The sequence below is a fragment of the Ruegeria sp. YTSA135 genome, assembly GCF_059610165.1.
This window is the reverse complement of the sequence record NZ_JBXWNC010000020.1, coordinates 1-18,972: the sequence shown is the minus strand read 5'-3', so window position 1 is coordinate 18,972 and position 18,972 is coordinate 1. Positions and strand designations below refer to the sequence as shown.

Sequence of the window (18,972 nt, the reverse complement as noted above, 5' to 3'; positions counted from 1 at the left end):
TACTAACTCGGCTCCTGCACGAAGACTGTTGTAGCGGTCAGGGCGTACTGGCCTTCTTCGTTGACCAGAGCTTTGCCCATTGCGGATGTTGGGAAAACGGGGTTGATCTTGGCGCAGGCTCGAAGAATCATCAACTCGTTCTCAAGACCGTTTTGGAAAGTCCGCACCGGGCGAGCCACTTCGGAGAGGTCAGTGCAATCAGGATCAGTGGGCACTGTCATAGCGGCAAAAGGATCCTGTCGGATCATCTCGAGACGCATGTTGGCTTCGCAATTGCTGATAAAACCGGCGCGACTGCATATAAGAGCCTTGATGTCGTCGTGTTGTGGATTGGCACCGGTGTTCAGGCGAATGTCGCGCACGGTTAGGTCGACGGCGCGCTCTAGCTGCGCGTGTTTCAAAGTTACCAAGCCAAGTTCTATCCCCGAAAGAACCAAAAACAGGATGGCTGGGAAGACGATAGCAAACTCAACGGTCGGGTTTCCGTCCTCTTGGTGGCGAAACTTGGTCAGAGCGGCAATCAACCTACGCATCATTGTGTCAACCTCAGCATACGGACGGATGACGCGATCGAAGTAAAGGCGTTTTTGAGATCAGGAGCCGACGCTTCATAGTAATGGCTGGCGGAGCTTGCGCAGTCTTGCAGAACCTTTTGGCCATTTATCGGGGCATCGACGCTGACACCAAAGACAATTACCCCCTCATCCTTGGCGGCCTTGCATACGTGTTTGGTGCGCTGATCCTTGGCGATCGCACTTTTCTTGCTGAATGCCTTGCCTTCCCATTGACCATAAGCGCTTGGCGAATGGGTGAAGATGTTGTTTTCGATGTGTTCCAAAGACACCATGTTCAGCAATTCAACGTAGGACAATTGTACTGCTTTGCCGGGTTCGTCTTCTGTCACGCACGTACTCTCGCTTTTACCCGTGCAACGCGTGTCTCCATTTCCGTAAGGGTGGTCCTGCCAGCTATTGTCGTGCGGCCACCAGTAGTTGGGGTTGCCATTCGACTGGTAGACCGAGAAACGATCGGTTTCCGCGTTGTACCAGATATCCGACATAGTGGTGCGCATCGACGGGTTAAGCATGTGCTGGTCAGTATTGTCTCCGTCGGACACGAGGATCAGAACCTTAAGGACGTCGCCATTATAAGCCACGGGGCGGTCCTTGAATGTATCCGGAACGATATTATCGATGGTGGCGAGGGAATTGATGACCGGACGTGTGCCCGGGTCCAGCAGGACAAGGCCCCAATTCGCGCCATTGTCCAGGCCTGAGTCCTCATCCGCCACTGGATTGCTGAGCTTGGTGAGGCCGTCTACGTAGTTATGAAGCACCGTTTTATCGTTTTGAAACGGCAGGATCGCCGATCCGGGGCGGATTGGGCAGACGGGATGTTCAATCGGCTCTTTTGTCTCGGTGTAAGGGTCGAAATGAGCCGTTTGTTCCAGCAGCCTAGTCAGAGAAAGTTCAGGTTGGCTGAATTCGTTATCAATAAAGTTGACACAGTGCGAGTGGTTATGGAAACGGTCCAGATTATAGTATTTCAGCAAATCCGCGCCAGCGTTGACCTGGCTGGAATACGGGATCAGTGAAAATGAAATCTCGTTGCTCCAAGTCCCGTTTTTCGTTCCAATCTGCGTGATGATGCTTTTCGTAGCTTCTTTCAATGCCGGCAGATCAATCGAGGTCGAGACGTCCATGACTATTGAAATTTCGGCCAAACCAACGCTTTCCTCGGCCGTGCTAGCCGCGGGCGCGGTCATTGTATCGACGCCAGAAAGGTGCATGAATTGGGTCGGCAACTCGGACATGGCAGTTGCCGACACCTCGCGATAACCTGCGCTGTTGACCACATTGATGCTGGTCACATTTTCCAAAAGGCCCTTCTTTTCCAGATATGAACGAACGACAGATTTTGGCTCGGCTTTTTGATCAAGGTCCGCAGCGGCCAGAACAGCCCGGTCCAGTGTGTACTGCAAGTTTGTGCGTTCGTTCTCAAAACGCATGTAATCCACGCCAATACCCACAGTGGCGACCATGATCAAAAACATAAAAAGGGCAAAAATGGTAAGTGAACCGCTCTCATCACGACCAAACTGCGGTGTACCTTTCGGGGGCAGAAAATCTAGCATGACGTTCTCCGGCTAGCATCCAAGTTTCGAAAACACCTTAGGAAAGAATTTCGTTATTTTTTGGGAAATGATTGGGCGACAAAATTACTGAAAATGAACCAAATGTTAACGCAAGATGAACAATCTTGAGTTTGCTACGCGCAATTGCCAAGTTGTTTTCTACAACTACTGAAAGATTTGCACAGACTGGTGCATACTGCCATTTTGGCGGTGTAGTTGGTTTAGATGTTAAACGCATTTGTGCGGTTATGACGGTAAGAGGCGGCGGTGAGATGATAGCAGCGGGGGGAAGATCAGGTTGACCTAATATGGGGGGCACAAACCTCTGGGCCTGCGGTGGGATCTGAACTGACCGAACATCTTCTCCTGTCTATGTGATACTTCGTTTGTGGTTGTTGAGATGGGGTGGTTGGCGTCCTTTCCCCAACGGCATCGCAATGTGCCACTGCTGCGGTGCTAAACGCCACGATAAGGGAATGGCGGCGAATGAAAGACACAATGATCAGAGTGGATCTGGCAAAGAATGTTTTTCAGCCTCACGAAAACAGCATGACCAGGCAGCCAAAATTCGTAAGAAGCTGTCCCGGCCCTGGTTTGGAGTGTGTGTTTCTGTGCAGGCACCCGCAGTGATCGTCATGGAGACCTGTGGCAATGCCAGCTACTGCGTTGCGAGAGTTGTCCGGGCTGGGTTACGAGGTGAAACTGGTCGCGCCGCAATACGTGTAACCGTGCGTGGAAAAAAAGATAAACGATACTGCCGACGCGGAAGTTGTCGTCATCGCGGCATAACGGCCGGAGATGAGGTTTGTTCCGCCCAAGTCCGAGAACCAACAAGCCCGTGCCATCCTGTTCCGGAACCGGGAGCGTTTGGTGAACCAACGCACTGAGCTGGTGAATGGCCTGCGATCAATCCTCTATGAGTTCGGGCAAACAATCCCGCAGGCATCGGAAACTTGAGCCGCGGGAATGAAATCCTTGAGGACCCGAATTGCGATCTTCCAGACCTGGTCCGTCAGGAGTGTCGAGACCTTTTCGAACTGATTGAAGGGACCACAGAGCGGATCAGCGCCAAGGTAAAGCGGATCAAGGCTTTGTCCACTGAGACAGAAACGGCCAAACGCCGTCAGACGATGCCCGGCGTTGGCCCTTTAAGCGCCGTCGCCATCGAAGCGTTTGCTCCACAGTTGGAGACATTCACCCGGGGCCAAGACTTTGCGGTCTGGCTTGGCCTTGTGCCACGACAGCATTCATCAGGCGGCAAGCCCCGTCTGGACCGAATGTCAAAGGCGGGCCAGTCTGACATCAGAAGGCTTCTGATTATCGGCGCGATGTGACGCTTGAGCTGGTTAGGTTGCAAATCCATCCCCAACGGGTCCTGCGATCTACGTCGGTGAAGGAGGTGTAGGAAGTCAACGACCTGAATGGGCTGAATGGGCTGAATGATCGAACAGATCTGGATCGGAAAAACCAGGATAAGGGAAAGAGCACCGAAGTTCGTTGTATAGGTCTGGACCTGGTCCGCAGATCTGCGTCTCGGCCAGTGGCTTCTTAAAGCGCCGCACTCGAAGTGCCTGACAGAAGCACGCACTCGGTCACCTGTTTCAAACGGTGTGAAAAACGTCTTGCATCACGAACGGCAGCCACAGAACCCTTTGTGGGCGCAGCGGTCAGCTACTGGGCCAAAGCGCTGATATCGCATCGTAATTCACCGGAAATAACGGTACTTGGTTCGCCAAACTGTAAAACCAGTCTTTCGAAAAAGCGCTTTGTCGCTTTTGCATTCCCGCGCGTTTGTACGGGAGTATCGAGAACGCCTGCATTCGCGTGGATCGCCCGCCATAGCAAGTGTCCTTGGCGACAGATCACAACTTCATCCAGATGCCACTAGTCGATCGGTCGCGGACGATCCCGGCAAAGGCAGTCTGAGAAATGCTGTCCAAGCCGATTGACCCACAGCCGGATTGCTTCCCGGTTGACCATCAAACCTCGCGCTCCCAAAAGGTCCCGGCAGCTTTGCCGATCTAATTTCGCACTAATTTAGGTCGAGATTTCAACCCGGCATTCCAACCCGCCCAGCGACGCGGATGTTCGTAGATCCAGTTGGGCACCATAGGCAGTCAGCAGATCGACTGCAATTGCCAATCCCAAACCGCTGCCTGTGACAGAGGTGTCTAACCGCCCCCCGGATCGCAGGGCCTCGCGGTGAGCGTGCAGCGGTATTCCGGGACCGTCATCCTCGATACGGATTTGGATGTGATCTTGTCTACGGTTGGCCGTCAGGCGTACTGACCGTCTGCTCCACTTGACTGCGTTGTCGAGCAAGTTGCCAAGAACTTCTTCGATGTCCTGTGCGTCCATGCGCACCCAGAGATCGGGGTCTCGGTTGATTTCCAGCGTCTTTCCTTCGCGATCCGCTATCGTAGTAAACAAGCGAGCCAATCGATCGATGGAATTTGACAGATCGGTTCGGGAATGAGTCAGGTCCGCGGTGTGCAGCGCCCGCAGCCTGGCTAGTGACCGGCTCAGCTGAGCGTCAATCCGATCCAGTGTTTCCTGTGCGATATCGGTCGCAGCTCCGGCCTCGGACAGGGTAACCAGTTCGTTACGCAAAATGGCGGCGGGGGTTTTGAGTGCATGTGCCAGATCCGCCGCCTGTCGGCGCGACCCCGCCACTATGTCGCGGTTTCGACGCAAAAGCTTGTTCAAGTCATCGACGAGGGGAGAAACCTCTTCAGGATAGTCGCCCGGTTCGAGGTCGTCGTCCCGATCCCAGCGATGCGCCACATCGCTGCGAAGCCTCTGCAGCGGACCGAGGATGAACGACATCAGGAGCAGCGATCCGGCCACTCCAATCAGACCAACAAGGGCAAACACAGGCAACAGGCTTTTCTGCGCAGCACGACGCTCGGCCACAAGCTGCGCCCGACTTTCGGCGACGCTGACACCCCAGACCGTACCGTCTTCGTAGGTGATCTTTTGAAAGGCGCTACGCAGGGTTTCATCTTCCGGCCCTTGTGTGTTCCAGAGCGTCTGTACATCCGGGCTGCCGTGTGGTTCGGCGATGATCCCGTCAAACAGCGAAGCCGAAGTATAAATCTCTCCATCGTCACTGCTGACCTGCCAATACCGCCCTGAATAGGGCGTGCCGTAGGCCGGGTCGAACATCAGATCGCGCAGTGCATCGGGGTTCTGAGTGGTGACGCTCAGCCCCACCACCAGCTGCGTATGGCGGTCGCGCAAAGCGGTGTCGAACCGGTCCGAGACCCGGTCATTGATATAGGAGAACACGGCAAGCGTGCCCAGACTCACAGACACGGCGCCGGATGCGATCCCTCCCAGCAATGCCCGTTGACGCAGTGACAACATCAGGCTGAATCAATCATATATCCGCGGCCCCGGACCGTTTTGATCAGGTCGGAGCCCAGCTTTTTACGCAGGCGGTTTATGAAGACGGCAATGGTGTTTGAATCCCGGTCGCCATCGTATTCGTAGATATGTTCGGATAGCTCGGTTCTCGAGACCAGGCGCCCCGTATTGTGGACCAGGTAGGTCAACACGGCAATTTCCTGCGCTGTCAGGTCGACCGGCACACCATCGACCGTAACCCGCCCGTTGCGGGTGTCCAGAGTGACCCGTCTCATTTCGATTACCGGGTTCATCTGCCCGCTTTGCCGCCGCAGAATGGCGCGGACGCGCGCAGCCAACTCGGACATGTGGAACGGTTTGGTCATATAATCATCGGCTCCGGCATCCAGGCCATCAACCCTTTCGCTCCAACCATCGCGAGCCGTCAGGATCAAGACCGGGGTCTGGACCCCGGAGTCGCGCCATTCACGCAGAACCGATATACCGTCGCGCTCGGGCAGGCCGATATCCAGAATGATCATGTCGTAGGGTTCGGTCGCGCCCAGATGCAGGGCTTCAAGGCCGTTGTGGACAACATCCACCACCCGGCCTTCGGCGTTCAGAAGCTTTTTGATCTGATCGCAGAGGTGTGATTCATCTTCTGCCAGTAGAATTCTCATACTCTGGAGTTATAAGCGCGTGGACGGTTGTTTAACCATCACTTTTTGCCACCGCCGTTGCCGCCAGAGTTGCTACCGCCGTTGCCGCCAGAGTTGCCACCGCCGTTGCCGCCAGAGTTGCCACCGCCATTGCCGCCAGAGTTGCCACCGCCATTGCCACCAGAGTTGCCACCGCCGTTGCCGCCAGAGTTGCCACCGCCGTTGCCGCCAGAGTTGCCACCGCCATTGCCGCCAGAGTTGCCGCCGGAATTGCCACCGCCGTTGCCGCCGGAATTGCCACCGCCATTGCCGCCGCCGCTGCTGGCTGAGTTGCCACCAGATGTGCCGCCACGATTTCCTTTGTTTTCGCTGTTGCCCTGGTTTGCGGATTTCCCCGGCGATTTGGCATTGACAGAGTTATCAGAAGCGGATCGAGCTGCTTCGGAAATTTGCCGCCCGACGCTGGACCGGTTCGACACGACCACACCGGTCTGGGCGTTGACGATAACACTGATGATTTTACCGTTCGGTTTCTTGACCAGAATGCGATAATATAACTTGTCAGCCTGAAAGGCGCGCGCGTCAACCGGCGTTCCGCCAAAGACCTTCTCAACACCTTTTATGACTTTGTTTAACCGGATGGCGCTACCGGAGGTTGTCGCCTTGCGTAATTCGGACTGCTTCAGCTCACGCGCGGCGGTTTGCCCCTCTCCTGGTTGGAGAAAGGCAAAAAGGAACGCAATGGCAATAAGCTTCTTCATCCTTACTAGTCTTTACTACGTAAATTCCTGTCTAATCTACCAATTTGAATGTGAACCTGTGATGAACAGCCAGTTACGTGTGCGTTCAATGATGATGGGTTTAGATCGGTGCGTCGGATTCTGTTTCCGACGCCGGGTTTCCGAGTCAGCTGATTTTACATCGCAGCGACAGAAGAACCTGCAAGCGATCGAGGACCACTACAAAAACCAAATCGACTGGACTGTTGAAAGCGACCGCCATTGCCATTGCCCTGTTGGGTTCCACCGCGATTATCGGCACGATCACATTTCCAGATGCCGTATACGCGAAGGAAGGCAAGGGAAACGGCGGCGGGAAGGGTGATGGTGGTGGAAACGGCAAAGGCGGAGGTAACGACGGTGCCAGTAAAGGTAAAGGCGGCGAACCCGGCGCTTCCAAGAACGACGGCAAGAAAGCAGCCGGAAAATTGGGCCGCAAGTCTTTCACCGCCGAGGGCACAAAGTCAAAGTCCTCTAAAGAAAAAACGTTTTCTTTGAAGAATCTGTTTGGCGGTAAGAAAACCAAGAAGAAGGCCAAAACCGTGCGCGTGGCGCGCACGACCTAGCCAAAGCCTGAGGTGACCAAAGTGACCCGCCCGGCCATGCGCCCAACAGGGAATAAAATGGCCTCTTTGTTGGGTGTCCACCCTTCGGAACTGGGGGCGCTGAATGCTGCCAACGCTAGCGAAAACGCCTTGAAGAATGCCGCGCCAAATTCCCGCGTTGGCCGCATCGCAGCCTATCGAGATTTGGTCTTGGCCGGGGATGAATTGCGCATGGAGCTAGAAGAAAAGCAGGCCTTGCTTGATGGAATGACGCCGCCGGACCGGCCTGTTTCCGAAATTGAACAAAATCTCGAATCGGCTCTGACAGATGTCCAGGAGAAGCAGGATCGCGTGACCGAACTGGAGGACGCTCTTGCCGATACCGGAGGGACAGATCCCGATATTGAAGCAGAGCTTCAGACCGCCAATGACGAGTTGCAGGAAGCTGTCGATGCGGCAGATGATCTGAATGCAGAAAGACAAGCTGCGATTGATTACGACGATGCCGCAGCAGAAATCGACGAATTGGCCGAAGCTGTCGAAAACCAGCCGCAGATTGAGCGCGAAACGCTGGAAAACGCAGCTAACAAACCGGTGACCGATGAAGTCGAGGCCGCTGTAAAATCCATGCTCGGCCTCGATAGCTGATCGTCTTTGATAAAATAAATACTGAGATAATCATGACAGGCCAGTCATGTGAACCTATACGAGAAGTCTATCGACAACATGGAAGGCCTTGCGCGAGAGGTTGAAATCCCTAGGTACGCGCCTCGACGGACAATCAAATCAACGTTTGAAAGGAGAGGTTGCGAATCTGAAATCCCCCTTAGGCGGTCATCTCGTATTGCTACGTTTCAGCGGACGGCTTCAAGAGATCCGGTTGACCGCTCTTCGAAGCCAGCCCGGCTTACGTTGCCAAGATAGGGGTGCTGATGCAGCCTCTGCTGCTATGATGAAGATACTGAGAAAAGCACCGGAAAGAAAGAGTTCACCATCCGCAGCCTGAGGCAAAGATTCAAGGATACCGCCCGCCAGCCCCGGAAACCATCGCCCCGATGAACCCAAGGCGGGTCATTCACTATCAATTTAGATGGAGCACTCCGGTGGGGTTGATCACTCCCGTTTCCTGATCATTACGGTGGACCAGTTCAGTCGGGCAGGCTCAGAAATATGGTTTCTCGGCACGACAAATGATCTCGGACAGGCTTTTAGTACTGGAATGTCGATTGTTTAGTCACGGACATAGGCCACGAAAGCCTCCTGCCAGCCTCAACGCTACTTTTCGAACAAGTCCCGATAGTTTTCTTCGCGCATCAACCATACATATTGATCCAACGGATCAACATTGGCGCCAGACAAACCATCAGTAGAACAGGCATCATGCACAGAGCCATGACGCCGGACATTTGAACTGGAAGGCGGTTGGCCTTTTCCTGGGCTCGAAGCTCCCGGTCCTGGCGCATTTCATTTGCAAAAGTGCGCAGCGACACCGAAACGCTGGTCCCGTACTGATTGGACTGCAGAAGCGCGTTTGCGAACGAGTGTACCTCGTCAATGCCTACGCGATCCGCCATATCCATGAACGCGGCTTGACGTTCCTTGCCTGCCTGAAGCTCTAGTTGAAGAATGGTAAACTCTTGCGAAATTTCCGGCGCTGCTCGGGCCATTTCATGCGACACTCGCACCATGGCAGCGTCAAAGCCCAATCCCGCCTCGATCGCGACCTGCAACAAATCGAGCGCATTCGGAAGACTGTGTTCGATCGCCCGACGCCGCTTTTTTATCCGGTACCGCAGCCAAATGGCAGGTCCATAAAAGCCGGCCACCATCAAAGCTGTGACAATCTGCAGTGCATTAACCCATGTGATGCCCTGCAATACATTGGCAATGCGTAACTGAACCTGCGTTTCAAGCGGTAGCGCCAGAGCGATTACGAAAGCGGCTGGCAGCAAGAAACCCAAAACCACCCTAAACAAATAGAAAGAGCGGATGGCAAATTTACCCTGAATACCGGCTTGTTTTAGTTGCCTGCCAATTCGGGAGCGCTCACGCTTGGAAGCGGGGATGAATGCCCTTAGCACCCCGTGCGGGTCGCTGTTATCCCCCTGGATGAGGTCAAAATCCGCTCCGTGCCCGCCAGTCACCGAACCGACACGCATCCGGCGCGCCGCGGTGTTGTCGCTTGCGGTCATCCCTGAGACGCCCACGACCACAAAGAATATGCTCACGGCGATACCGGCCAGCAATAGATACTGCTGAGGAAGATCTTGGTCGCCCAGAATGTCTTGAATGAATTCCATATCTCCGCTCCAGATTAAAACTTGAAACTAACGAGCCGTCTAAGAATGAGCCCCTGTATTATAGTCAGACCGATGATCGCGCCTGCAAAGTAGGGGAACAACGGATCGCCTTGAATATCGCCGTAGAATGATGGCGTAGTCAGATGGATCGAAAGGAAGATGAATACCGGCAGAAACGTCAGAATAAGACTACTTAGCCGACCCTCGGCAGAAATTGCCTTGATTTTCTTCTGCATGGTTTGCCGGTCTCTGATCACCTGAGACAGAATGTTCAGAATGCGGGCAAGATTGCCGCCCGTTCCATGCTGGATCCCGATACTTACAGCCAGGTAATTGGCGTCTTCGGTTCCAACGCGTTTCGCAAAGTCCCGAAACGCCGTTGCGACATCGTCGCCATAGTTGATCTGGTCTTGGATGACTCCAAACTCTGAGCCAATTGGATCCGGCAGATCGGTCGCCACATTTCCGACCGTAACAGCGACGGGATGACCAACTTTAAGGCCGCGGGCCATCAAATCTAAGGCATCTGGCAGCTGCTTCGTAAGCTTTTCGGCTCTGGCGTCTTTTATTGCCACCAACGCAATTACCGGTAATGCGACGGCCATAGTGATGCTCAGAGCCAACGCAAGCCCCGGTGAGATGAAGCGGGAGGCAGTAACAAAGATTACGGCTGCAAATAAGGCAATAGCGAACAGAACCGGCACCGGTCCGATCGTTAAACCAGCCTGAGCCAGCAGGCGACGAAGGCGGGCGATAAGCCCAAGTCTTTCGCCAGCAACCATCATCGCTGGGTCACGCAACAATTGCAGAACCTCATCGGTAGAAGCGCCGCCCTGGATCATCTTCATCCGGCGGTTTCTGGCCTCGCTAGAGGATTCTCCGCGCAAAAGAAATTGCGCCACACCCTCGTAAACCATTAAAATGCCGAGGAAAATTGAAATGTATAGCAGAATGTTCAGTGTATTTGGCTGTAGTTCTATCATGATGACGGTGCCTTATGAATAAACATGTTAGTATCCACATCGACCCCCGCGGCGATCAATTGGTCAAAGCACTTTGGTCGTATACCCGTTGGCATAAACTCTCCTAGGATTTTACCGTCCTCGGACTTGCCACGACGCTTAAAGACGAAAATATCCTGCATGGTGATGGTTTCATCTTCCATGCCGGTAATTTCCGAAATGCTGACGACTCTGCGGGTACCGTCGCTAAGGCGGGTGAGTTGGAGTACAACCTGTATGGCTGAAGCGATCTGAGAGCGGATAGTTCTCATAGGCAAGTCAGCGCCAAGCATTGTGACCATCTGTTCGACCCGGCTTAACGCATCACGCGCCGAGTTTGCGTGAACGGTCGTCATCGATCCGTCATGGCCCGTATTCATGGCCTGAAGCATGTCAAAACACTCCGAACCACGAACCTCCCCGACGATGATGCGGTCAGGGCGCATCCTCAGTGCGTTGCGGACCAAGTCGCGTTGCGTGATAACACCTTGCCCTTCCGAATTCGGCGGGCGGGTTTCCAGGCGAACGACATGACGTTGCTGAAGCTGTAGTTCGGCTGCATCCTCGATGGTCACAATACGCTGCTTGCCATCAATAAATGAGGACACTGCGTTCAGCATTGTTGTTTTACCGGAGCCGGTTCCGCCAGAAATGAGAATGTTCAACCTTGCTTCGACGAGGGCTTCAAGAAGTTTTGCCGCCTGATCATTCATGCTTTCCTGTTCAACAAGCTTTTCAACTGTCAGTGGATTACGAGAAAACTTGCGGATTGACAGAGCCGGTCCATCGACCGAACAGGGCCGAATGATTGCGTTGACACGGCTGCCGTCCTCCAAGCGTGCATCAACCCAAGGCTGAGACTCGTCGATGCGCCGGCCGACTTTACTAACGATCTTGTCGATAATTCGCAGAAGATGACGTTCGTCACGAAAACGAACAGTGGACTCCTCAAGAAGGCCAAAGCGCTCGACATAAACTTGGTCATACGAATTTACGAGAATATCGTTGATGGTTGGGTCTTCCAGCAAAGGCTCCAGTGGCCCTAGTCCCATAACTTCGTGGATGAGCTCATCTACCAGACCCGTGAAAGCCTCGGACCGCATATGCAGCTTTTCAGCCTCGATCAAACCCGTCACTAGAGAGGCAATCTGGCGTTTCAGTTCCGACCGCTCGACCTTGTCGATAACCGAAAGATTGAGCCGGTCCAGAAGTTCACCGTGCAAACGGCTCTTGAGTTCCAGATGCGCCTGCAGATCAGTGTCTACAGGCTCACCGACCGCTTTTGACTTGAGGGGCATTTCAATGGGCCGATCCAGTGTCAGGACATTCGACTTGGAAGCGGTCTTACGTGATCTGAATTCGTTGAACACAACAATCTCCTTATTATGCTTTTTTCGTTGCCAATGACTGTGCATCCACCGACATGACAGCGGCCAGTTTTGCCAAGGCTTTTCCAAGATCTGATTGCGGTTTCATATCAACAACCGGTCTTCCAAAATCCACGGAGTTGCGGGCGACTTTTGGATTGTCTGGCAACCAGTGTTTAAGGCTTGTCTCCAACACCTTTTCCGCTTCGCGGACATGCGAAGTTTTGATCAACGTATTCCGCTCTCGGTTGACGACGATTTCAACCGAAAGACCGACATTTACCTCGCGGTAGAAGTCGATCAATCGCCGAGCCTGCCGCACGCATGGAACGGTGGTATCTGTGACTAAAGCCAACTGAGTGGCTTGTTTGAAAATGGGTTCAACCCAGTCAACCACTGCACAGGGAAGATCAATGACGACATAGTCATAACGCCGCTGCAGCAGGTCCAGCATGCCCTTGATTACATCGGACCGCATCGATTGAAGAGGCACCATCGGAGCCGGTGCGCACAAGACATCCACACCGAGCGCGTGCTTTTGCAAGATCGAAGATAGAAAGTGGTCGTCCGGGACTTCCGAGTTTTCAATAAGTTGCAGGAATCCACCGTTATCCTCGATATCCAGAAATACGTTCGAGTTTCCGAACTGAATGTCAAAATCCAAAAGTGCGACACGGTTTTTCGCTGACTTCCTCAAGAAAGACCTCTTTCCGCCAACCAGTGAGCAAGCCAAGTTAACTGCAACGGTTGAAGCGCCGACACCACCACGCGATTTCGCCACAGGGATCACTTTGCCCAATGCCGCAACGCCACCCGAGAAATTTGTCTGCGAAACCATGCGTGCGCTGATTTTTTCACCAACGGCAGCTTTCAGGCCTTCGCCATCAATCGACAGCGGGAGGACTTCGTCGATCCCGATCTTGCGCAACTCACGAGCCTTGGAGATCGAGAGGTCATTCTGTGTCAGCGCCACGAACAACGTGCCGTCATCGCGATGTGCAAGCACGTCTTCAATGGCCTTTACTTCACCGGTGTCATCGGGGTCGATTTCGAAGATCACCACGTCATGTTTGAACGCAATTTGAAGGGCGGTTCCATTCAGTGCCCGGAACGTAGTCGTGTTTTCAGTGACCCTGTTCTCGTATTCCGAAGGAAAGGCTTCCTCCACCATCCGGGTGACGGCTTCGTTTTCTGTAACAAGCATAATCGCTTGTGATTTTATCGGGGAAACGTTTTGATCCTTCATCCTGACTCTCCTATTGCAAGGTCTTCAGCAGGCAACGAAACACTGAAATTCGAGTATCCGACTGTCGAAGAAATTGTGCTGTTTGTCGCGCCTGCGGCATTTGCCAGCGCGCCCAGTGGTGAGACGAACTGAAAATCATTCAAGTTCAATTCGACTGTGACAATGGGTGTGTAAGGGCCACCCAGGAAACCCAAGTTTGAATTGAAGTCATAGTGAAACTGCAGATTGTTAATTGTGGCGCTCGGCGGCAATAAAGGACTGATGCGCGTCCAGATTTCCGAGGCCGTAGGGTTGGACGCATCGCCAGCGCATGGTGGTGTTTGCGGGTCGTCGCAAACACCGGCGGAGGCGCTACAGGACGTGCCAAAACGTGGTGATGACGGAGATGTACCGCGCTGGTGTGTTGCAGGAACTCCGGGACAGGCGGGCGGTCGCACAATCGCGATACGCGTAGCAAGTTGCGAGGCTTTCTGGGCGTTCACAACGCTGTAAGAAAGCCGACCGAAGTCCAGCAACGACATAAAGAGGAAAAGAAACAGCGAGACGATCAGGGCAAACTCGACAAGAACACCACCGTCTTGCCTAACAAAGAAGTCCATCACGCGGCGCGAAAACGCGTTGATATGCAGCATAGTCTTCATTGTCCAAATATCCGCGATGTGTCCGAGACATCGGTCGTCACTGATGACAAACCGTCCCCAAAGAGCGACAGGATACTGCCCAAAGGAAATTGAACAGTGATATTGGCGCTGACCGTTCCAACTGGGGCTGGGTTCACTCGATAGGTTCCGGAAACGCAGGACAGGCTGGGTGTCACCGAATTGACGGTGATGCTAGCCGGAAACAGGATGCTGGCGTCTTTGTCACCCTCGACGATGTCCTTCAAAGTTGTGGCCAACCCTGCGACTGATCCGCCAGAAGTGCAGATATCTACGGGTGTAACCCTGGACAAATAGCGGTTTGCATCCCGAACGCCTGCGATGACTGACTGGTAGGACCACATCAGATGCGCGGCTTCTACCGTTGCGGCGAAGAGCAGCAGCATGAACGGCATGACGAGGCCAAATTCTACGATGACCGCTCCATCGTCATTTCTTGCGAAGCGTTTGAAAGGGGCTGTAAGATGATTTTTCATGATCTTTGGCCCCCTCACCGATACAGCTGCACAACGTCGCGAAAGATACCGCCGAACCCGTTGCCACCGCTGCCGGCGCCAGCGACGTCTGGAAAGCCAACAATTTCGCCGTGGATATCAAAGCTGGGAGGGGACGCACCGTCGTCGCCTACCGGTTCGGTCAAGAAAAGAGAGACGAATTTCGTGACCGGCACGCCCGTAGTCCTTCCAGAAACGGGGTTTTGCGTGCAGTCTATACCGGCTGCGTTTACGATACGCCGCGCTGGATTGGTGGACATTTGGTTCGAACAGATTGGTCGACCGGTTTCCGCAAGCGTAGGGTCGAGGATCGAATTTGCGTTCGGCGCAGAATGCGGGTTGGTATTACCGTACGCGATTTCCCTAAGGTACATTCCGTACCGCGTACCTGCAAAGACAGTATCTGATCCACTGAGCGCCGGCAGATGAGCATCGCTGCCGATTCCATCTGCAACACCGTCAGCTAGGTCATGATTGCGATTTAGATAGCCTGTGCGATCCCAAGTGCCGTCACCGAAACGGTTGTTACCTCCGCAGGTTCCCCCAGCCATGCAGGTATCGCGGCCAAGCGCCGTAGTGTCAGGAGAGACTTCTTCGCTCCCTTGAATGCAGGAACCACCACCGCTCTTCCGTATTCCTTTGATGACATTCGGCGCTGGCGCGTACAACGGCTTGTTTTTTTCACCGTTAAGCGTGGAGCGATAAATATCAAACCGAACATTAAAAGCAGCGTTAGTAATACCAACTTTCTGCCCAGGTTCTGTATTCAGGCCATTGGTCAGAACGCATTGAGTGATGTTTTCCTGTGCTGCGATAAGGCAGGCTAATTTATTGCCGCCTTCATTCGCACAGGCACCACTTTGAAGATCGCCAAAGCTATCCAGATCAATAAACCCGAAGTTACCCGCACCCCATGCGGTATTGTTACCACCGCTGCGGAGCAGGATTTGGTCACCCACAGTCAGAGTCGTCTCCCAATCGGGCGGTAGGCAAAACATCAAAGGCGAGATATCACAGGCAGCTTTTGTGTATCCGGCTACAGCCTCGGCTGAAATATTGACGGGTGTAATTCCGCCTCCACCCAGCATTTTGTCCAGAGCTGACGCCAGACTCACGGTGACAGACTTCGGCGTCAACACGACCTGCGCAAACTTTGCTTCGCGTGGGTTCGTCGTGATATCTGCACCTAACGGCGTCAAATCCGAAGCGGGAAGAGCCGAGTGAAAGGTAAGGGTGTAATCCGCAGATCCTGACAGCGTATTGGATCCGTTGGCGAAAGTTTGGCTATCACTGATCAGATTGGCCGCGGCACCCGTTGCGCGAGTGATAGCATCCGGCTGCCCGTCCAACTCACCAGCCGCGGCAAGAGCCACACTATCTGCGAACGATTGAAACTCGGAATGGGTTGCGCTCAACCGACCCACATCCAGTGTGATTGCAAAGAAGCCAAGAAACGCTACCAACGCGGTGCCCCAGAGGATCGCGACCGTTCCACGCTCGTCCTTACGAAAGATTGATATGTTGGCTTTCAGATGCATGGCTACGGCTTACTGTGCAGAGTTCTGACTAACTTCGATGGGACGGGCCTTGGGACGGGCCTTTGGCTTCGCGTCAGGGTTGACAACAGCCGGGGACTGCTGAGCATCCGTCTGGTTGCTAGGGTCCACCTCAGACACCGGTTCACCGCTTGTCGCTTCCGGGGCCTCACGGGGCGTTCTCTGGATTTTGACGACCTCAGATTCGGTCCCACGGTTCACTCTGACCGTGGGTTGTACATCGACCTTTTCAACCGGCCCCTCTTCTTGCAGAAGATCGCGCAGACGAACCATCTCCATTGGTTCGTCCTCAACACTGTCCAACGTTCTCAGGGTAAGGCTCAGGGTTCCGGCCTTTTGTGCCAGTGCCAGGCGCTGACCTTGCTGAGGTGTTACTTCCACTGTGATTGTGCGGGCAATCTCGGGCTGATCAGTAAGTTCTTCGGATTGTTGATCCACGCCGATCACACGGATATTTTGCAGAATAGTTACGGCGCGCAAGTCCATTTTCGCCCCTTGGGTCAAAACAATATCCACCGTATCACCAGGGGTAACAAACCCGCCAACGGCAGTCCCGGCGTCCACCTCGATCGCCATGGCGCGGGTATTTTCACCCAACTTTTGAACCAGTGTCACTTTTTCGCCAAAGTTAGAAACCTTGGAAAGCAACATGACTTCGCCAGGATAAAAACGCCCTTTAGCACGACGCAGCTGACGGCGGTTTTCCGGGACAAGCGCGTCGATATCCGTGAACACTCCTGCTGGCAGAGCTTCGCGGGGCCACGAATGAGTTGTGACATGGTGCGCTTCGATTGTCTGACCGAAAGCGATTTCCGATCGCGCGACGTAGATCTCAACCAAATCGGCATTTGATGTCGTTGGTCCAGACGCGCTTGGATTAATCTGAATGTAGTCTTTCGCCAGGAAAACGGATCCAGACGCAATCGCGATTCCGAATAGCGTGGTAATAACTGGTCTGATACGCATCTCTTTCTCCAAAAGTTACGCTCAAAAGATTCGAAATTTTTGTAATTAAGTGTTTTCGAAAATCCCGGCGATGGATTCTGCGCCGTTTTACTGATGCGACGGCGCAGAATTCTGTTGTTTTTTCAAATTTTGGATCGTCGCTGGATTAGCAGTTATTGGTTGCGTTCAGAGCATCGCAGGCGCCAGCAACATTATTAGCAGTCTCGGTGCCCAGGAAGCTGAATGCACCAACCGCAATCGAGCCAACAACCAAAAGTGCGAGGCCATACTCAACAATTGCCGCACCGCTTTCTTCTTTGACAAACTTCTTCATAAATTTGGTCATGATTCCCCCGAAAGGTTAAGTTAAAAATACGCCGCTATCTATGTAGAGCAACGGAAGCAGGCGCTTTGCCTAAGCTCAGGAATCAAATTAACCCCAGGTTAGGTTTCAAACTTCAGTCAAAGATGCAAAGTTTTCTATCTTTGGTTGTTTCTTTATATCAGCCATATTTCTAGAGGAGATTTTCATTAATGCGACATGAATAGCGCATTAATTTTCCACGAATCGCATACCCGCAGAGAATCACCCAGACTGGAAACAGTACCTAACGAACAAAGATAAATAGGGGCATTTCAGGAACAATAGACTGCTATTGATTTCGGGATTGAAACTTAGAAACGCACGGACATTTTTGGAAATTTTTAGATTTTTTCGTTTTTTTTCAATATATTAAATGTTCATCTCTGCTTGACGCTTCCTGAACTCCTTAGTTTCCCGGACGCCATATCGCTTGCCGCCGACAAACATCGCAGAGCAAGTTGTTGAAAGCGGTGGGGGCCGCAACAAGGAGCCCGACTGATTGTTCCGGTTGGGTTGGTAAACAGAGTAATGAGTGTAAATTTCTCCAAGACCGCACGTGCGGACGATAGCTTGAAAACAGTTATGGAGTGGACGCGTGCATTAAGTGGAAATGCCCCTATTCCGGTTGTTCTAAACCAGTTAATGCATTTTGCTAATGCAGATGCTGCACTAATTGCACGCACGTCAAAAAAGGAATTAAAACTAAAGCATCTTGCAAGATGCTACGTCCATGAGGGGAAAATTTGGCCTTCGCAACCCCAGACAAAAGTCGAAGTGGTTCTTGGCGATAGTATTTTATCTGCAAGAGCGGGTTCAATTTGGCGGTTGTCGGAAATGATCCTCTCTTGCAATGAATCCATTTCTCAAAACCGAGAAAACACACTAAAAGAATTCAGTGAGATAATTGTGATCCCGCTTGAATCGAGTAAAAAACAGCTCGATCATCTGGAATTACAGTACAGACATGCACCATCGCGTGACGATCTGGATTTTCTTTCTTTTCTGGCTTCGACTCTAGCATTCGGATGGAGCAAGCGAACGCCTGGAGTTGTCTCCTCTCAATCGGATCAGACGCGAAGCCGCCGACGCAGAGAAATTCGTGAAATGGGGATGGTTCCGATCTTAGATGCTCGAAATCCAGCAGCTCTAAGCAGAAGCGAATTCCGGATCTGTGCGATGATGAAGGAAGGAATGACGGTCAAAACGATATCTGAATCTTTGTCTGTTTGCCAAACAACCGTGCGTTCACACTTGAGTTCGATATTTTCTAAGACCGGCGCTTCTAGTCAGATAGAGCTTTTGCATCTGTTAAATCGACCTGCAAACTCTGGAAAACAGTTTTTCGACAGTCAGATCGCCTAGCAACTGTATCTGTCAGGTCGTCGGAGGGGACCATTTTCGACGCCTTTTGCACAACGAATTCGCGATGGTGCCCAGTTTTCTGGCGACAGCGGTGATAATGACCTTGTGCGGTTTTCCGGCCTTATGGAGGCGATCTGCTCATCTCATTGGCGTGCTTGATCGGTGTCAGCAACGGTCCAGACCACGGCATCATCGGACCCACGTCCCCGCGGGACC

At 53.0% G+C, this 18,972-nt stretch carries 20 protein-coding genes; 5 read left to right on the top strand and 15 right to left on the bottom strand.

The window, feature by feature from the left end; genetic code table 11:
* Window positions 1-2: 2 nt before the first annotated feature.
* Window positions 3-536 (bottom strand): TadE/TadG family type IV pilus assembly protein, encoded by a 534-nt coding sequence (locus AC2FIT_RS19870; protein ID WP_496831811.1) that lies wholly within the window; start codon window positions 534-536, stop codon window positions 3-5.
* A complete protein-coding gene (locus AC2FIT_RS19865; RefSeq protein WP_496831809.1) occupies window positions 533-2,134 on the bottom strand; it encodes a TadE/TadG family type IV pilus assembly protein in 1,602 nt (533 codons plus the stop codon). The genes AC2FIT_RS19870 and AC2FIT_RS19865 overlap by 4 nt, the downstream gene beginning before the upstream one ends.
* Before the next feature lie 798 nt (window positions 2,135-2,932).
* Here AC2FIT_RS19865 and AC2FIT_RS19860 point away from each other — a divergent pair.
* Both AC2FIT_RS19860 and AC2FIT_RS19855 read left to right on the top strand, forming a co-directional pair.
* Window positions 2,933-3,091, top strand: a complete 159-nt coding sequence (locus AC2FIT_RS19860; protein WP_496831807.1) for a hypothetical protein — start codon at window positions 2,933-2,935, stop codon at window positions 3,089-3,091.
* A complete protein-coding gene (locus AC2FIT_RS19855; protein WP_496831805.1) occupies window positions 3,088-3,468 on the top strand; it encodes a transposase in 381 nt (126 codons plus the stop codon). The genes AC2FIT_RS19860 and AC2FIT_RS19855 overlap by 4 nt, the downstream gene beginning before the upstream one ends.
* A 337-nt stretch (window positions 3,469-3,805) precedes the next feature.
* On the opposite strand, the gene AC2FIT_RS19850 is transcribed toward AC2FIT_RS19855, so the two are convergent.
* The 4 genes from AC2FIT_RS19850 to AC2FIT_RS19835 all read right to left on the bottom strand — a co-directional run bounded on the left by AC2FIT_RS19850 (window position 3,806) and on the right by AC2FIT_RS19835 (window position 6,899).
* Window positions 3,806-4,012 carry a DDE-type integrase/transposase/recombinase gene (locus AC2FIT_RS19850; protein ID WP_496831878.1) on the bottom strand — a complete coding sequence of 69 codons (207 nt, stop codon included), beginning with the start codon at window positions 4,010-4,012 and terminating at the stop codon, window positions 3,806-3,808.
* A gap of 159 nt (window positions 4,013-4,171) precedes the next feature.
* On the bottom strand, window positions 4,172-5,500 hold the full coding sequence (locus AC2FIT_RS19845; RefSeq protein ID WP_496831804.1) for a sensor histidine kinase: 1,329 nt from the start codon (window positions 5,498-5,500) through the stop codon (window positions 4,172-4,174).
* Window positions 5,500-6,159, bottom strand: coding sequence for a response regulator transcription factor (locus AC2FIT_RS19840; RefSeq protein ID WP_496831802.1), 660 nt, complete (start codon window positions 6,157-6,159; stop codon window positions 5,500-5,502). The genes AC2FIT_RS19845 and AC2FIT_RS19840 overlap by 1 nt, the downstream gene beginning before the upstream one ends.
* 38 nt (window positions 6,160-6,197) lie before the next feature.
* Window positions 6,198-6,899, bottom strand: coding sequence for a PepSY domain-containing protein (locus AC2FIT_RS19835; RefSeq protein WP_496831800.1), 702 nt, complete (start codon window positions 6,897-6,899; stop codon window positions 6,198-6,200).
* Window positions 6,900-7,123: 224 nt separating this feature from the next.
* On the opposite strand from AC2FIT_RS19835, the gene AC2FIT_RS19830 reads away from it, so the two are divergent.
* Window positions 7,124-7,483: a hypothetical protein gene (locus AC2FIT_RS19830; RefSeq protein ID WP_496831798.1), complete on the top strand. Its 360-nt coding sequence runs from the start codon at window positions 7,124-7,126 to the stop codon at window positions 7,481-7,483.
* Window positions 7,484-7,693: 210 nt separating this feature from the next.
* On the top strand, window positions 7,694-8,110 hold the full coding sequence (locus tag AC2FIT_RS19825; RefSeq protein WP_496831796.1) for a hypothetical protein: 417 nt from the start codon (window positions 7,694-7,696) through the stop codon (window positions 8,108-8,110).
* Between the two features lie 665 nt (window positions 8,111-8,775).
* On the opposite strand, the gene AC2FIT_RS19820 is transcribed toward AC2FIT_RS19825, so the two are convergent.
* The 9 genes from AC2FIT_RS19820 to AC2FIT_RS19780 form a co-directional block, all read right to left on the bottom strand.
* Window positions 8,776-9,762 (bottom strand): type II secretion system F family protein, encoded by a 987-nt coding sequence (locus AC2FIT_RS19820; protein WP_496831794.1) that lies wholly within the window; start codon window positions 9,760-9,762, stop codon window positions 8,776-8,778.
* A gap of 14 nt (window positions 9,763-9,776) precedes the next feature.
* The gene (locus AC2FIT_RS19815; protein ID WP_496831792.1) at window positions 9,777-10,745 is read right to left on the bottom strand and encodes a type II secretion system F family protein; all 969 of its coding nucleotides are present in this window, start codon (window positions 10,743-10,745) and stop codon (window positions 9,777-9,779) included.
* Window positions 10,742-12,133 (bottom strand): TadA family conjugal transfer-associated ATPase, encoded by a 1,392-nt coding sequence (locus tag AC2FIT_RS19810; protein ID WP_496831791.1) that lies wholly within the window; start codon window positions 12,131-12,133, stop codon window positions 10,742-10,744. The genes AC2FIT_RS19815 and AC2FIT_RS19810 overlap by 4 nt, the downstream gene beginning before the upstream one ends.
* Window positions 12,134-12,146: 13 nt before the next feature.
* The gene (locus AC2FIT_RS19805) at window positions 12,147-13,376 is read right to left on the bottom strand and encodes a CpaE/TadZ family protein (protein WP_496831789.1); all 1,230 of its coding nucleotides are present in this window, start codon (window positions 13,374-13,376) and stop codon (window positions 12,147-12,149) included.
* The gene (locus AC2FIT_RS19800) at window positions 13,373-14,008 is read right to left on the bottom strand and encodes a TadE/TadG family type IV pilus assembly protein (RefSeq protein WP_496831787.1); all 636 of its coding nucleotides are present in this window, start codon (window positions 14,006-14,008) and stop codon (window positions 13,373-13,375) included. The genes AC2FIT_RS19805 and AC2FIT_RS19800 overlap by 4 nt, the downstream gene beginning before the upstream one ends.
* Window positions 14,009-14,013: 5 nt before the next feature.
* Window positions 14,014-14,511, bottom strand: a complete 498-nt coding sequence (locus AC2FIT_RS19795) for a TadE/TadG family type IV pilus assembly protein (protein WP_496831785.1) — start codon at window positions 14,509-14,511, stop codon at window positions 14,014-14,016.
* A gap of 14 nt (window positions 14,512-14,525) precedes the next feature.
* Window positions 14,526-16,067 (bottom strand): pilus assembly protein TadG-related protein, encoded by a 1,542-nt coding sequence (locus AC2FIT_RS19790; RefSeq protein ID WP_496831783.1) that lies wholly within the window; start codon window positions 16,065-16,067, stop codon window positions 14,526-14,528.
* A gap of 9 nt (window positions 16,068-16,076) precedes the next feature.
* Window positions 16,077-17,051 carry a Flp pilus assembly protein CpaB gene (gene cpaB, locus AC2FIT_RS19785; RefSeq protein ID WP_496831781.1) on the bottom strand — a complete coding sequence of 325 codons (975 nt, stop codon included), beginning with the start codon at window positions 17,049-17,051 and terminating at the stop codon, window positions 16,077-16,079.
* A 145-nt stretch (window positions 17,052-17,196) separates the two neighbouring features.
* Window positions 17,197-17,376: a Flp family type IVb pilin gene (locus AC2FIT_RS19780; protein WP_157770050.1), complete on the bottom strand. Its 180-nt coding sequence runs from the start codon at window positions 17,374-17,376 to the stop codon at window positions 17,197-17,199.
* Window positions 17,377-17,922: 546 nt separating this feature from the next.
* Between AC2FIT_RS19780 and AC2FIT_RS19775 the strand changes: the two genes are divergently transcribed.
* Window positions 17,923-18,756 (top strand): helix-turn-helix transcriptional regulator, encoded by an 834-nt coding sequence (locus AC2FIT_RS19775; RefSeq protein ID WP_496831779.1) that lies wholly within the window; start codon window positions 17,923-17,925, stop codon window positions 18,754-18,756.
* The last annotated feature ends 216 nt before the right edge of the window (window positions 18,757-18,972 follow it).

What these genes read in the sequence shown, in the direction of transcription:
- AC2FIT_RS19870 (WP_496831811.1), bottom strand. Translation starts at nt 536, where the DNA reads ATGATGCGTAGGTTGATTGCCGCTCTGACCAAGTTTCGCCACCAAGAG.
- AC2FIT_RS19865 (WP_496831809.1), bottom strand. Translation starts at nt 2,134, where the DNA reads ATGCTAGATTTTCTGCCCCCGAAAGGTACACCGCAGTTTGGTCGTGAT.
- AC2FIT_RS19860 (WP_496831807.1), top strand. Translation starts at nt 2,933, where the DNA reads ATGAGGTTTGTTCCGCCCAAGTCCGAGAACCAACAAGCCCGTGCCATC.
- AC2FIT_RS19845 (WP_496831804.1), bottom strand. Translation starts at nt 5,500, where the DNA reads ATGTTGTCACTGCGTCAACGGGCATTGCTGGGAGGGATCGCATCCGGC.
- AC2FIT_RS19840 (WP_496831802.1), bottom strand. Translation starts at nt 6,159, where the DNA reads ATGAGAATTCTACTGGCAGAAGATGAATCACACCTCTGCGATCAGATC.
- AC2FIT_RS19835 (WP_496831800.1), bottom strand. Translation starts at nt 6,899, where the DNA reads ATGAAGAAGCTTATTGCCATTGCGTTCCTTTTTGCCTTTCTCCAACCA.
- AC2FIT_RS19825 (WP_496831796.1), top strand. Translation starts at nt 7,694, where the DNA reads ATGGAGCTAGAAGAAAAGCAGGCCTTGCTTGATGGAATGACGCCGCCG.
- AC2FIT_RS19820 (WP_496831794.1), bottom strand. Translation starts at nt 9,762, where the DNA reads ATGGAATTCATTCAAGACATTCTGGGCGACCAAGATCTTCCTCAGCAG.
- AC2FIT_RS19815 (WP_496831792.1), bottom strand. Translation starts at nt 10,745, where the DNA reads ATGATAGAACTACAGCCAAATACACTGAACATTCTGCTATACATTTCA.
- AC2FIT_RS19805 (WP_496831789.1), bottom strand. Translation starts at nt 13,376, where the DNA reads ATGAAGGATCAAAACGTTTCCCCGATAAAATCACAAGCGATTATGCTT.
- AC2FIT_RS19800 (WP_496831787.1), bottom strand. Translation starts at nt 14,008, where the DNA reads ATGCTGCATATCAACGCGTTTTCGCGCCGCGTGATGGACTTCTTTGTT.
- AC2FIT_RS19795 (WP_496831785.1), bottom strand. Translation starts at nt 14,511, where the DNA reads ATGAAAAATCATCTTACAGCCCCTTTCAAACGCTTCGCAAGAAATGAC.
- AC2FIT_RS19790 (WP_496831783.1), bottom strand. Translation starts at nt 16,067, where the DNA reads ATGCATCTGAAAGCCAACATATCAATCTTTCGTAAGGACGAGCGTGGA.
- cpaB (WP_496831781.1), bottom strand. Translation starts at nt 17,051, where the DNA reads ATGCGTATCAGACCAGTTATTACCACGCTATTCGGAATCGCGATTGCG.
- AC2FIT_RS19780 (WP_157770050.1), bottom strand. Translation starts at nt 17,376, where the DNA reads ATGACCAAATTTATGAAGAAGTTTGTCAAAGAAGAAAGCGGTGCGGCA.
- AC2FIT_RS19775 (WP_496831779.1), top strand. Translation starts at nt 17,923, where the DNA reads ATGAGTGTAAATTTCTCCAAGACCGCACGTGCGGACGATAGCTTGAAA.